This window comes from Kribbella sp. NPDC051952 (assembly GCF_040680855.1).
Lineage (GTDB): Bacteria > Actinomycetota > Actinomycetes > Propionibacteriales > Kribbellaceae > Kribbella.
This window is the reverse complement of record NZ_JBFAXQ010000005.1, coordinates 24,269-37,869: the sequence shown is the minus strand read 5'-3', so window position 1 is coordinate 37,869 and position 13,601 is coordinate 24,269. Positions and strand designations below refer to the sequence as shown.

Annotated in this window: 9 protein-coding genes, 1 pseudogene and 1 riboswitch; of the genes and pseudogenes, 7 read left to right on the top strand and 3 right to left on the bottom strand. The window is 68.4% G+C overall.

Going from position 1 to position 13,601, the window contains the following annotated elements; all coding sequences use genetic code 11:
* The first annotated feature begins 20 nt into the window (after window positions 1-20).
* Window positions 21-1,046 (top strand): LacI family DNA-binding transcriptional regulator, encoded by a 1,026-nt coding sequence (locus tag AB0L70_RS11645; protein WP_363682750.1) that lies wholly within the window; start codon window positions 21-23, stop codon window positions 1,044-1,046.
* Here AB0L70_RS11645 and AB0L70_RS11640 read toward each other — a convergent pair.
* Together AB0L70_RS11640 and AB0L70_RS11635 are read right to left on the bottom strand one after the other, a co-directional pair.
* Entirely contained in the window at window positions 1,023-2,087 is a 1,065-nt protein-coding gene (locus AB0L70_RS11640) for an acyl-CoA desaturase (RefSeq protein WP_363682748.1), read from the bottom strand. The two genes, AB0L70_RS11645 and AB0L70_RS11640, sit on opposite strands and share 24 nt — an antisense overlap.
* 81 nt (window positions 2,088-2,168) lie before the next feature.
* Complete coding sequence (locus AB0L70_RS11635; protein WP_363682746.1) at window positions 2,169-3,209, bottom strand: acyl-CoA desaturase; 1,041 nt, start codon at window positions 3,207-3,209, stop codon at window positions 2,169-2,171.
* Window positions 3,210-3,460: 251 nt separating this feature from the next.
* On the opposite strand from AB0L70_RS11635, the gene AB0L70_RS11630 reads away from it, so the two are divergent.
* Entirely contained in the window at window positions 3,461-4,981 is a 1,521-nt protein-coding gene (locus AB0L70_RS11630) for an alkaline phosphatase D family protein (RefSeq protein WP_363682742.1), read from the top strand.
* Between the two features lie 117 nt (window positions 4,982-5,098).
* Window positions 5,099-7,156 (top strand): prolyl oligopeptidase family serine peptidase, encoded by a 2,058-nt coding sequence (locus AB0L70_RS11625; protein ID WP_363682740.1) that lies wholly within the window; start codon window positions 5,099-5,101, stop codon window positions 7,154-7,156.
* A gap of 13 nt (window positions 7,157-7,169) precedes the next feature.
* On the opposite strand, the gene AB0L70_RS11620 is transcribed toward AB0L70_RS11625, so the two are convergent.
* Window positions 7,170-8,534 (bottom strand): aminotransferase class V-fold PLP-dependent enzyme, encoded by a 1,365-nt coding sequence (locus AB0L70_RS11620; protein WP_363682738.1) that lies wholly within the window; start codon window positions 8,532-8,534, stop codon window positions 7,170-7,172.
* A 15-nt stretch (window positions 8,535-8,549) separates the two neighbouring features.
* Window positions 8,550-8,663, bottom strand: a riboswitch (SAM riboswitch).
* 140 nt (window positions 8,664-8,803) lie between these two features.
* On the opposite strand from AB0L70_RS11620, the gene AB0L70_RS11615 reads away from it, so the two are divergent.
* The 4 genes and pseudogenes from AB0L70_RS11615 to AB0L70_RS11600 all read left to right on the top strand — a co-directional run bounded on the left by AB0L70_RS11615 (window position 8,804) and on the right by AB0L70_RS11600 (window position 13,600).
* Window positions 8,804-9,523, top strand: a complete 720-nt coding sequence (locus AB0L70_RS11615; RefSeq protein WP_363682736.1) for a hypothetical protein — start codon at window positions 8,804-8,806, stop codon at window positions 9,521-9,523.
* Window positions 9,524-9,528: 5 nt separating this feature from the next.
* A pseudogene (locus AB0L70_RS11610) lies at window positions 9,529-10,059 on the top strand (DinB family protein).
* 30 nt (window positions 10,060-10,089) lie between these two features.
* Window positions 10,090-10,890 carry a DUF4184 family protein gene (locus tag AB0L70_RS11605; protein WP_363682734.1) on the top strand — a complete coding sequence of 267 codons (801 nt, stop codon included), beginning with the start codon at window positions 10,090-10,092 and terminating at the stop codon, window positions 10,888-10,890.
* Between the two features lie 73 nt (window positions 10,891-10,963).
* A complete protein-coding gene (locus AB0L70_RS11600; RefSeq protein ID WP_363682732.1) occupies window positions 10,964-13,600 on the top strand; it encodes a DNA translocase FtsK 4TM domain-containing protein in 2,637 nt (878 codons plus the stop codon).
* Window position 13,601 lies beyond the last annotated feature (1 nt).

Here is a 13,601-nt window from a genome sequence, read left to right as displayed (position 1 = left end):
AACGAGAGGGTGGGCCGGCGATGAGCATCAGCGGGGTGAACGGGGGCCAGCGCCGGCCCACGATGAAGGAGGTCGCGGCCCGGGCCGGGGTCGCCTTGAAGACCGTCTCCCGGGTGGTGAACGAGGAACCGAACGTCAGCCCGGAGCTGACCGCGAAGGTCCAGGCCGCGATCAAGGAGCTCAACTACACCCCGAACGAGAGCGCCCGGATGCTGCGCCGCGGCAAGACCGGGACGATCGCCGTGGTGATCCGCGATATCGGCGACCCGTTCTTCGCCTCGCTCGGCCGCGCGGTCGAGTTGTGGGCCCGCTCGACCGGCTCGGTGGTGATGATCGGTCTGACCGACGAGGACCCGGAGCGGGAGCGGGACGTCTGTCTGGAGTTCGTCGCCCGCCGGCCGGACGCGCTGATCATGGCGCCGATCGGGGAGACCCAGGAGTACCTCGCGCCGCACGTCGACGCCGGGATGGCCGTGGTCACGATCGACCGGCCGGCGCACGGGATCGAGGCGGACGCCGTACTCGCGGACAACGCCGGCGGGATCGATCAGGCGATCGACCACCTCGTCCGGCAGGGCCATCGCCGGATCGCGTACCTCGGTGACGACGAGCGGATCTTCACTGCCCGCGAGCGTGTCGTCGCCTACCGGGCCGCGATGTCGCGGCACCGCATCGACGTGGACGAGGACCTGGTCCACCTGTCCGAGCCCACGACGGAGGGTATCGGCATCACGCTGTCCGCCGTACTGGATCGGCCGGAGCCGGCGACCGCGTTGCTGTCGGCCAACAACATGACCACCGCCGAGGTCCTCCGTGGCCTGGCCGGACGGCGCGGGCGGGTCGCGCTCGTATCCTTCGACGACCTGGCCCTCGGCGACCTGCTCAGCCCAGGTCTGACGGCCGTCGCTCAGTCGGCCGACGTGATGGCCCGTACGGCGATCCAGTTGATGACGGAGCGCCTTCCGGAGCCGCACCGCCCGGGCCGGACGGTGCGGGTGCCGGTGAAGCTCACGATCCGGGGATCAGGCGAGATTCCGCCCGGGTGAGCGCAGCTGCGCGGACAGCGGGCAGTCGAACGGGTCCCGGGACTTGAGGCCGACGTTGTTCAGGTAGTCGATGACGATGCGGTACGACTCGAACAGGCCGACCTCGGTGTAGGCGACGCCGTGGGCGGCGCAGTACTCGCGGACGATCGGCCGGACGTGGCGGAGCGTCGGCCGGGGCATGCTCGGGAACAGGTGGTGCTCGATCTGGTAGTTCAGGCCGCCCATCGCGAAATCGGTCAGCGTGCCGCCCCGGATGTTGCGGGACATCAGCACCTGGCGGCGGAGGAAGTCGAGCTTCATCCCGGCCGGGACGAGCGGCATGCCTTTGTGGTTCGGCGCGAACGCGGCACCGAGGCAGACGCCGAACACCGCGAGCTGCAGACCGAGGAACGCGCTGGCCTTGCCGACCGGAAGCATCAGGTAGAGAAAGGCCAGGTAGCCGCCGATCCGTGAGATCACGACCGCGGCCTCGATGCGTTCGAGCTTGGTGGTGTCGCGGCGCAGCAGATGCCGCAGGCTCGAGGCGTGCAGGCCGACCCCCTCCAGCGTCAGGAGCGGGAAGAAGAGCCAACCCTGGCGGGCGGCGATCCACCGGCCGAGCCGCCCGCGTCCCGCGACCGCGGCCGGGGTGAAGGCGACGGCCTTGAGCTGTACGTCGGGATCCTTGTCGACCTGGTTCGGGGCGGCGTGGTGCCGCGAGTGCTTGTTCCGCCACCAGGTCACGCTCATGCCCGCGAGGGCACCGGCCAGAATGCGCGCGGTCCAGTCGTTCATCGCGGCCGAGGTGAAGATCTGCCGGTGCGCGCTGTCGTGGCTGAGGAATGCGACCTGGACCAGAATGAGCGCCAGTGCACCGGCCAGGAGCAGCTGGAACCAGGAATCGCCGAGCAGAATCATGCCGGTGGCAACGGCCAGCAGGGCGGCGACGACCAGGCTGAACCGCGTGTAGTAGTAGCCCTGACGGCGCCGCATCAGGCCTAGTTCGCGAACCGTCTGGAGGAGATCCGTGTAGAGGCTGACGTACCGCTGCTGGGCACTCACGCCCCTATCGTCTCGATCTAGCATGAAGCTCGGCGTGCGCTCAGGTGTACCTCCGAGGTAGGCCTGGCAAAGTGCCAGGGGTCAGTTCCGGTACTGCGTGACCAGCGGGCAGTCGAACGGATCGCGGGCCCGGAGCCCGACGTTGTTCAGATAATCGACGACGATCTTGTACGACGCAAGGAATCCGACCTCGGTGTACTTCACACCGTGCAGCTCGCAGTACTCGCGGACGATCGGCCGGACCCTGCGCAGGGTAGGCCGGGGCATGCTCGGGAACAGGTGGTGCTCGATCTGGTAGTTCAGGCCGCCCATCGCGAAGTCGACCATCACCCCGCCGCGGATGTTGCGCGACATCAGCACCTGCCGACGGAGGAAGTCCAGCTTCATCGTCCGCGGCACCAGCGGCATGCCCTTGTGGTTCGGGGCGAACGAACCGCCGAGACAGACTCCGAAGACGGCCAGTTGCAGGCCGAGGAACGCACCGGCCTTGCCGATCGGCAGCAGCAGGAACAGCACGGCCAGGTAGGCACCGATCCGGCTCACCACGATCGCGGCCTCCACACGCTCGACCGAGGACGCGCCGCGGCGGAACAGGTGACTCAGGCTCGAGACGTACAGGCTGAGGCCTTCCAGTGTCAGCAGGGGGAAGAACAGCCAGCCCTGCCGGGCGGTCAGCCAGGCCCGGAAACCGGTGCGTTGGGCAACATGCTCGGGCGTGAAAGCGACGACGCCGATCGCGATGTCCGGGTCCTTGCCGAGTTGGTTCGGTGCGCCGTGGTGCCGGCTGTGCTTCGAGCGCCACCACGCGGCTGAGATGCCGACCAGCCCACCGGCCAGCAGGCGAGCGGTCCAGTCGTTCCAGGCGGCGGAGTCGAAGATCTGCCGGTGCGCACTGTCGTGGCTCAGGAACGCGACCTGCGTCAGCACGAGCGCCAATGCACCCGCCATCAGGAGCTGGAACCAGGAGTTGCCGAGCAGGCCGAAGCCGACCCAGACCCCGGCGAAGGCCGCGAGGACCAGGCCGATCCGGGTGAAGTAGTAGCCGCGTCGCCGTTTCAGCAGACCGAGCTCACGCACAGTGCGGAGCAGGTCCGTGTAGAGGTTCGTATGTCGGTGCTGCACGCGCAGCGGATCGTGATCTTCAGCAAGAAGCTGTGACATCAGCAGTGCCCCTGTTCTGATAGTGCATCGGTCCGATGCGCTACCAGGTCCGGGGCAGCGAAACGAAAATGGGCTTACGTCGTTAACGGAACCACGTAGGGTCGCGACAAGCAAGGTGGTGCCCGGTGGCGCACGTCCGGTGTGCGGGTGATTTGAGGCTCAGTTCGCCCGGGCGTCACCTCACTGTCATCAGCGGGGCGCAAGTTCGGCTCATGAACCTGAGCCGCCGCCAGCTCCTGGCCGCATCCACAGTCGCCGGCGCGACCCTCGCCGTACCAGGGGTAGCGAATGCCAACGTCGTACGCCGGGACCGTCCCGGACTGCCGTCCGGGATCATGTCGGGTGACGTCAGTACGAACTCCGCAGTGGTCTGGTCCCGAACCGACCGTCGCGCCCGGATGGTCGTCGACCTGACCAGCAACGGCCGGTTCGACCGCGCCGTCCGGCTGCATGGCCCGGTCACGGGGCCGGACCAGGACTTCACCGCGCAGCTGCCGCTGAAGGGCCTGCGCCCGGGGCAGCGGTACGACTACCGGATCGCGTTCGAGGACGCGTGGGGCCGCCGCGGTGAGTCCCTCGAGGGTTCCTTCAGTACGCCGGGACGCAACCGCGGACTGTCCTTCGTCTGGACCGGCGACACGGCCGGTCAGGGCTTCGGGATCAACCCGGAGATCGGCGGGATGGCGGCGTACAAGGCCATGCACGAGACGCGGCCGGACTTCTTCCTGCACTCCGGGGACAACATCTACGCCGACGGCCCGATCGAGGCCGAGGTGGCGATCCCGGACGGCACGGTCTGGAAGAACGTGGTCACCGAGGAAGTCTCGAAGGTCGCCGAGACGCTGGCCGAGTACCGCGGCCGGTACAAGTACAACCTGCTCGACGAGAACGTGAAGTCGCTGTACGCCGACGTACCGATCCTCTCGCAGTGGGACGACCACGAGACGCTGAACAACTGGTATCCGGGGGAGATCCTCACCGACGACCGGTACACCGAGAAGCGGGTCGACGTACTGGCGCAGCGGTCCCGGCAGGCGTTCCTCGAGTACCTGCCGATGGTGCACTCGGCCGGCCGGAACCGGATCTACCGCAGGGTGAGCTACGGCCCGCTGCTCGACGTGTTCTGCCTGGACATGCGGACCTACCGCGGTGCGAACCCGGTGCCGTCGACCGTCGGCCCGGTCGCGATGCTCGGTGCCGAGCAGGCCGAGTGGCTGGTCCGGGAGGCGGCCGCGTCGAAGGCGACCTGGAAGGTGATCGCCAGCGACATGCCGCTCGGCATCCTGGTCCCGGACGGCGACCTGATCGAGGCGGTCGCGAACGGTCTGCCCGGTGCGCCGGGTGGCCGCGAGCTCGAGATCGCCTGGGTGCTCAGCCAGTTCAAGAAGCGCAAGGTCCGCAACGCGGTCTGGCTCACCGCGGACGTGCACTACGCCGCGGCCAACCACTACGACCCGTCGCGGGCGACCTTCACCGACTTCGACCCGTTCTGGGAGTTCGTCGCCGGACCGGTCAACGCGGGCACGTTCGGGCCGAACGCGCTCGACCCGACGTTCGGTCCGGAGGCCGTGTTCGTCAAGGCCGCCGACTTCCCGAACCAGCCGCCGAGCGGCGGCAACCAGTTCTTCGGGTACGTCGAGATCGACCCGCGCACCGGCGTCTTCACGGTCTCGCTCCGCAACCTGTTCGGCAAGGTCCTCTGGACCAAGGACATCACCCCGGCCCACCACTGAGGGCCCGTCGTACTCACCCGGCTCCGGCGCCTGCGCGGGATGCCGCCCACCGGAGCCCGGGTGGGTACGACGCCGAATCCAGTTGCCGGCCCGGGCAGCGTTGTTAGGTTTGTCCGCATGACCTATCCGGAGAGCCGCCGCGACGATGTGGTCGAGACCCTGCACGGGCACGAGATCGCCGACCCGTACCGCTGGCTGGAAGATCCTGACGCACCCGACACCCAGGACTGGGTCCGTCGGCAGAACGAGTTCACCCAGGCCGAGCTCTCGGGGTATCCGGAGCGTGAGTGGTTCCAGACCACGATGGCCGCGATCCTGGCCCGCCCACGCGCCGGAGTCCCGGTGCGGAAGGCGGGCTGGTACTTCGTCGGCCGGAACGACGGCACCCAGGCCCAGGACGTCGTGTACGTCGCGGAGTCCCTCGACGAACTGGTCGACCGCGGCCGCTTGCTGATCGACCCGAACACTCTCTCTGCGGACGGCACCGACTCGCTGGGCTCGTTCACCGTGAGCCCGGACGGCAAGTACTTTGCGTACGGCGTCAACGAGAGCGGGAGCGACTGGACCACGTTCCGGCTGCTCGACATCGCTACCGGGACTCCGGTGGATGATCTGGTCACGGAGGCCAAGTTCTGCGAAGCCACGTGGCTTCCGGACAGTTCGGCGTACCTCTATCTGCACTACCCGGCCAGCGGTCGCAGCGAGGGTACGGAGACGAAGGCGCAGACCGGTGGGCGGCTGATGCTGCACCGGGTTGGCGTACCGCAGTCCGAGGACGAGCTGGTGCTGAGCTTCCCGGACGACGACAGCTACTTCATCACGCCGGAGATCACCGAGGACGATCGCTACCTCGTCGTACACATCAACGAAGGCACCGATCCGGGCAGCAAGCTGTGGGTCTATCCGATCACCTCGGACGGGTTCGGCGAGCCGGTGAAGGTCGTGGACACCTTCGCGGACGAGATCGCATTCGTACGGATGTCCGGCGACCAGCTGGTCCTTCGGACCGATCGGGACGCCTCCCGTGGTCGGGTGGTGTTGGCGTCGCTGGACGGCGGGTTCGTCGACCTGATCCCGGAAGGCTCGTCGACGCTGCAGGCAGTCCGCGGTACTGCGGCCGGGCTGGTCACGTTGACGCTTGTCGACGCACAGCCCGTGCTCACGCTCTATGCGCTCGACGGCTCCGATGCCCGCGTCGTCGACGTACCGGGCGGGGGAGTGGTCGACCTCAACGCCAGCCCGGAGTACGACGAGCTCTTCATCGGACTGTCGACCACGACCGACCCAACCGTCGCGTACGTCGTCTCGACCGCTAATGGCGCGGTCCGGGCGCTGCCAGAGCTCGTCCGCGGCTCCGGTGGCTTCACCTCTCCGTCCGTCACGGTGACGCGCGGCGTCGACCCGGTCCGCGAGGTGCCGTACTTCCTGATCACCCGGTCAGACCTGGACTTCTCCACACCGCGCCCCACCCTGCTCTACGGGTACGGCGGCTTCCGGATCCCGATCCAGGCCGACTACAAGCCCGGGTGGACAGGCTGGCTCGCGGCCGGCGGAGTGCTGGTGATCGCCAACCTGCGTGGCGGCGGTGAGTACGGCAGCGCCTGGCATGACGCGGGCCGGCTGAAGAACAAGCAAAACGTCTTCGACGACTTCATCGCGGTCGCCGAGCACCTGCGCGACTCCGGCATCACCACGTCTGAGCAGCTCGCGATTCACGGTCGCAGCAACGGCGGTCTGCTCGTCGGTGCGGCCATGACACAGCGACCGGACCTGTTCGCGGTCGCGCTACCCGGTGTGGGCGTCATGGACATGCTGCGGTTCCACCTGTTCACAGTGGGCGCCGCGTGGGCTTCTGACTTCGGGCATCCGGACGATGCGTCGCAGTTCGAGGATCTGCTGGCTTACTCGCCGTTGCATCGGTTGAGCGACGGGACGTCGTATCCGGCCACGCTGGTGGTCACGGGTGATCATGACGACCGGGTGGTGCCGTTGCACAGTCACAAGTTCATCGCCGCTCTGCAGCACGCCCAGTCCGGGGCCGAACCGGTCTTGACGCGGGTTGAGGTCAACACCGGTCACGGCTTCGGGAAACCCGCCGCGTTGATCGCGGCGGAATGGGCCGACCTACTGGCGTTCGCTGCTCACCATGTAGGTCTCGTGCCTCCTGAGCAGTAGGAGGGCTGCCGAATTACCAGATGCGCGGGGCGTGCAGGTCCCGCGGGTCGTCAGCGGGCTGACAGCCGTGGTCGGTGTCTTCGTACTCCGACCGCGGTCCGCCGGCGGCAAGCGTCCGTACGGCGTTGACGAGGCGGTCCACGTGCTCACGCGTCGTGCCGAGGCCAAGGCTGGCCCGGACCGCGGTGCCGTGCTCGGGGGAGTCGGCGAGCAGGTGTCCGACCAGCGGGTGCGCGCAGAACTTGCCGTCGCGGACGCCGATGCCGTACTCGGCGCTCAGCGCCGCAGACACGAGCGTTGAGCTCAGACCGGCGACCGTGAAGCACACAGTGCCGACCCGGTCCGCGTCCGCACCGAAGATCGAGTACGTCGTGACGCCGGGAAGCTGAGCGAGTCCGGTGCGGAGGCGGGCGAGCAGGCTGCGTTCGTGCTGCTCGATCGCGTCGCGGTGCTTGCTGATCGCGGCACACGCGGAGGCGAGGGCGATCGCGCCGATGACGTTGGGGGAGCCGCCTTCGTGGCGGGCCGGGCCGGTGGCCCAGACCACGGTGTCGCTGGTGACCGCAGTGGTCGCGCCACCGCCGTACAGGTACGGGTCGGCGGCGTCGAGCCAGTCGGAGCGGCCGATCAGCGCGCCGGCTCCGTAGGGCGCGTAGAGCTTGTGGCCGGAGAGTGCGACCCAGTCGACGTCCAGAGCGGCGATGTTGACCGTCCGGTGCGGCGCGAGCTGGGCGGCGTCGAGGCAGACCCGCGCGCCGTGTGCCTTGGCGACTGCGGCGATCTCCGCGATCGGGAAGATCTCACCGGTGACGTTGGAGGCGCCGGTGAGCACCACAAGCCGAGGACCCTCGGGCGCCTGGCGCAGGGCGTCGGCGACTGCGGTGACTGCCTCGGTGGGAGAGCCGGGCGCGTTGAGACGGACGGTCCGCTCGGCCGGCCACGGGAGCAGCGCGGCGTGGTGCTCGGACTCGAACACGATGACCGTTGCGTCCTGCGGGACCGCGTGGGCGAGGAGGTTGAGCGCGTCCGTGGTCTGCCGGGTGAAGATCACCTGGTCGTCGGTGCGCGCTCCGACGAACGCGTGCACCTCGGCGCGAGCACGCTCGTACCACTGCGTGGTGATGCGGGAGGCGTACCCGTTGCCGCGGTGCACCGACGCGTACGACGGCAGCGCGGCCTCGACGCTGGCCCGGACCGACTCCAGACACGGCGCACTGGCACCGTGATCGAAGTTCGCGTAGTCCGTGACCCGGCCGTCGGCCAGCGGGACCAGGAGGTCCGAGCCGACCGTGGCGGGGATGGTGCCGGTGACGAGGCGGGTGACCGTCGGCCGGGGGGTCGTCGTACTGGCCGGCTCGAGGATGGAGAGAATCGACATGCTGGTGCTCCCGGAAGTCCGCGCTTGCCGAACGGGGTATCCGCACGGCCTGGTCTTCACCCGGGGCACCCCACCGCGGAGGAGGGTTGCCGGCCAGCGAGCCGGGGCTTGACGCTGGCACTCATGACCTGCCGAGAACGGTAACGAACCGGCCACGGCCGCGCCAGTGACAATCCCGAAATGTGAGATAGGCGGATGCATCGTGAGACGCAGGTCTGGACCGCAACCGATCCCACGGGTGCGGCGTCCGATCGGCGGAGGTGGTCGAGATGTGGTGGAGGAAGCCGAGCTGTCCGGTCCGGACCGAGGAGCAGCTCTGGATCGAGGAGAACCTCGACTGGTTCGCCGCGGAGTTCGGCGACGAGACGCTGCGCCGTCCGGTCGTGCTGCCTGAGCCGTCCTGGTTCCCGCCCGGTTACAGCGGCTCGGAGGACGACGCACGCAGGGTGTTCGACAAGCTCTGCGCGGACCTCGACGTCCCCGCGGACCGCGTCCGTCTGGAGCTCGAGGAGGCCGAGGACGATCTGACCGCGAGCCTGTCGATGCTCGAGTCCAGATCGTCGGGGGCTACCGCGCATTGGCGGCAGGACGACGACGGCGCCACGGTCGTCCGGATCGATATGAAGCAGGCGCTGCAGCCGGTCGCCCTGGTCGCGACCATCGCTCACGAACTGGGCCACGAGCGTCTGCTCGGCGAGGACCGGATCGACCACGACCGTCGCGACGGCGAACCGCTGACGGACCTGTTCACGGTCTTCTTCGGGTTCGGCATCTTCAGCGCGAACGCCGCCTTCGAGTTCCACCGGTCCAGCACGCATTACGGGACCACGCGGCTCGGCTATCTGACCGAGGCGATGTACGCCTACGCGCTCGCGCGCTACGCCTGGATGCGGGGTGAGGCCACGCCTGCCTGGGCGGAGCGGCTGGACACGAATCCGCGCGAGTGGATGAAGCAGGGGCTCCGGTTTCTCGAGGCTGGTGTTGGATAGCGGGCATGACGACGGATGTGGTGCGCTGGATCGCCCCGCAGGTGGAGCGGCCGGACGGCTCGCTGACGGCGCCGGAAGGCGAGCTGCTGAAGGGCTATCTCGACTTCTATCGCACGACCTTGCTGTTCAAGTGCGCAGGCCTGACCGCCGAGCAGTTGGCCGAGCGTCCTTCGCCGCCGTCGAACCTTTCGTTGCTCGGGTTGATCCGGCATCTGACCAAGGTCGAGCGGATCTGGTTCCGGATCCACTTCGCGGACTCCCCGGCCGAGCCGCTGTTCGCGCCGGAGTTGGGGTAGGACGCGGACTTCGAGCTCATCGATCCGGCTGAGGCGGAGGCGTCGTACGACGGACTGGTCGCGGAGTGGAAGCTTTCTGACGAGGCGGCCGCCGGGCGGTCGCTGGACGCCCGGTTCACGTTCGGCGGGACCGAGTCGACGCTGCGGATGATCTACATCCACCTGATCGGTGAGTACGCGCGGCACTGCGGCCACGCCGACCTGTTGCGGGAGCAACTCGACGGCACCACGGGCGCGTAACGCGGCCTGGCCCTCTCATAGGGTGCGCGTGTGCCGTTCACCCTCGCCCATCCCGCTGCAGTCCTGCCGCTGGTCCGCCGGCCGTTCGTGGCATCGGCTCTGGTGGCCGGCGCGGTGGCACCGGATGTCCTGTACGTCGGCCCGGTGTACCGCTTCGCGACCCAGGGGATCAGCGGCAACCTCACTCTGACCCTGACGCACAAGTTCACGTCAGCTTTTTGGCTGGACCCGTTGCTGGGGTTGCTGCTGCTCGTGGTCTTCAACCTGGTCATCAAGCGCCCACTCCTCGCCCTGGCACCTGTGCCGCTCGCCGGTCGGCTCCCGTCACCTCGCGCTCCGCTTCGGCTGCCCTCGCTATCGGTCCTGCTCTGGACCCTCGTCTCCGTCGTCGTCGGCGCGCTCACTCACGTCCTCTGGGATTCGTTCACCCATGGCGACGGCTACTTCGTCCGCCGGTTTCCTGACTTCTTCCGTGCCGAGGTGACCGCGGCCTGGGACGTCAACCGCATCCTGCAGTACGTCAGCACCGTCGGTGGCTGCGTCGTCCTCGCTTGGTGGCTCTACCACTGGTACCGGCGGACGAACCCACGCCCGGTCACTCCAGGTGACCAGGTGCCGGCCTGGGTGCGGTACGTCGTACTGACCGCTGTGGTCCTGCTCGCAGCCGCCGGCGCGGTCATCGAACTGGGCCGCGCGGAAGGCGGATTCACCGGCGAAACCGCCGTACGACTCGCGTTGACCGGGTTCGCATCAGGCGGGCTCGCCGCGCTCAGCTGGTACGTCGTTCTGTGGCATGCGGCCCGGTTGCGCAGGGGAGTGGCGGCGCTGTGACGCTACGGATGGGGCAGCGTAATCGGCGTGTGACACGTGGGACTCGAGTGGTAATCGGGGTAGCCTGCTAGGCATGGCGACCCGCACGTCTTCCCCGGCGCGGGCGCAGAAGTCGGCAGCCAAACGGCCGAGTACGGCCCGTTCGGCGGCAGGTGGACGCACCCGTTCGTCAGGCGCCCAGAAGCGTGGGCAGAGTTCGAAGCGCGGAGGTTCCTCCGCCGCGCGGACCAGCACGCCCAAAAACAGCGGACCAGGACCGTTCGCGGCCGCCATGATCGCTGTCGGTCGCGGTGTGGTGAAGGTCTGGATCGGCATCGCGCACCTGCTCGGCAGCATGGTCCGCGGTATCGGTCACGGCGCCCGCGACCTCGATCCCGAGCACCGTCGCGACGGCGGTGGCCTGTTTCTGATCGGTCTGGCGGTTGTAGTCGCCGCCGCGATCTGGTGGAACCTTCCCGGAGCGGTCGGCAACGGACTCCGGACCGTCATCGGCGGCAGCGTCGGCGTGCTCGGCTGGGCCGTTCCCCTGATGCTGCTGTTCGTCGCAATCCGCACGCTGCGTCACCCGGACCGCAACGGCCCGGCCGGACGCCAGGTGATCGGCTGGACGGCCGTTTCGCTCGGCGTACTCGGCCTGATCCACATCGCCAACGGTCTGCCCCGGCCGAGCAACCCGGCCGACGGCTCCCTGCGCGACGCCGGCGGCGCGATCGGGTACGTCGTCTCCTCGCTCCTGTCGGACCTCCTCACCCAGTACGTGGCCGCACCGCTGCTGGTGCTGCTCTCGATCTTCGGCGCCCTCGTCATCACAGGCACGCCGATCTACGCGATCCCACTGCGGTTCCGTGCCGCCTTCGACGTACTGATGGGACGTACGGCGCTGCCGGAGGACGCACCGTCCGTGGTGGCCGCGCCGACCGACGACACCGTGCGGCTGACCCGCAAGGAGCGCCGGGCCAAGGCGGCGGAGCTGGATGAGGACGGCGAGCCGACGGTGAAGCCGTACGACTCGCCTGTGCTCGAGGGCAGGGAGATCTCCAAGCGTGGGCGCAAGTCCAAGGCCGCTGCGCCGGTGGACGAGGACGCTTACGACGTCGACGCGGCCGGGGCAGCCGGTGCTTTCGGTGCTGAGGCTGTTGCGCCGGCCGGTGCTGGTGGTGGGCCTTCGAAGGCGGAGTCGGCGCCCGAGCCGCCACCGCACACGCCGCTGCCGCAGCGGGTCGAGCAGCTCAGCCTGTCCGGCGACATCACGTACACGCTCCCGGACGGGCAGATGCTCAAGCCGGGTTCGGTGCACAAGGCAAGGACCAAGGCCTCCGACCAGGTCGTCGACCGGCTGACCGAGGTGTTCGAGCAGTTCGGCATCGACGCCCAGGTCACCGGCTACACGCGCGGTCCGACGGTCACGCGGTACGAGGTCGAGCTCGGCTCGGCGGTGAAGGTCGAGAAGGTCACCGCACTGTCGAAGAACATCGCCTATGCGGTGGCGTCGGCCGACGTACGCATCCTCTCGCCGATCCCGGGCAAGTCCGCGATCGGCATCGAGATCCCGAACACCGACAAGGAGATCGTCAGCCTCGGTGACGTGATCCGCTCGGCGACCGCCCGCAACGACCACCACCCGATGGTGGCCGGTCTGGGTAAGGACGTCGAGGGCGGCTTCGTCGTAGCGAACATGGCGAAGATGCCGCACCTGCTGGTCGCGGGTGCGACCGGCTCGGGTAAGTCGTCGTTCATCAACTCGCTGATCACGTCGATCCTGATGCGGGCCACGCCGGACGAGGTGCGGATGATCCTGGTCGACCCGAAGCGGGTCGAGCTGAACAACTACGAGGGCATCCCGCACCTGATCACGCCGATCATCACCAGCGCCAAGAAGGCGGCCGAGGCGCTGCAGTGGGTCGTCCGCGAGATGGACATGCGGTACGACGATCTGGCCGCGTTCGGGTTCCGGCACGTCGACGACTTCAACAAGGCGGTCCGTGGCGGCAAGGTGAAGCCACCGCCGGGCAGCGAGCGGGTGCTCACGCCGTACCCGTATCTGCTGGTGATCGTCGACGAGCTCGCCGACCTGATGATGGTTGCCCCGCGTGACGTCGAGGACTCGATCGTCCGGATCACACAGCTGGCCCGAGCGGCCGGCATCCACCTGGTGCTCGCCACCCAGCGGCCGTCGGTGGACGTCGTGACCGGTCTGATCAAGGCGAACGTGCCGTCGCGGCTGGCGTTCGCGACCTCGTCGCTGGCCGACAGCCGGGTCATCCTGGACCAGCCCGGCGCGGAGAAGCTGGTCGGTCAGGGTGACGGTCTGTTCCTGCCGATGGGCGCGAGCAAGCCGATGCGTATCCAGGGCGCCTGGGTGACGGAGTCCGAGATCCGTGGCGTCGTTGAGCACTGTAAGACGCAGCTGGAGCCGACGTACCGCGAGGACGTCACGGTGGTGGCCGGGCCGAGCAAGGATCTCGATGACGAGATCGGTGACGACCTGGACCTCGTTGTACAGGCTGCCGAGCTGATCGTCTCGACCCAGTTCGGATCGACGTCGATGCTGCAGCGCAAGCTCCGTGTCGGCTTCGCGAAGGCCGGCCGGCTGATGGACATCCTGGAGAGCCGAGGCGTCGTCGGTCCCAGCGAAGGTTCGAAGGCCCGTGATGTGCTGGTGAAACCGGACGATCTAGAGGACTTCATCACCACCCTCCGAGGAGAGTGAC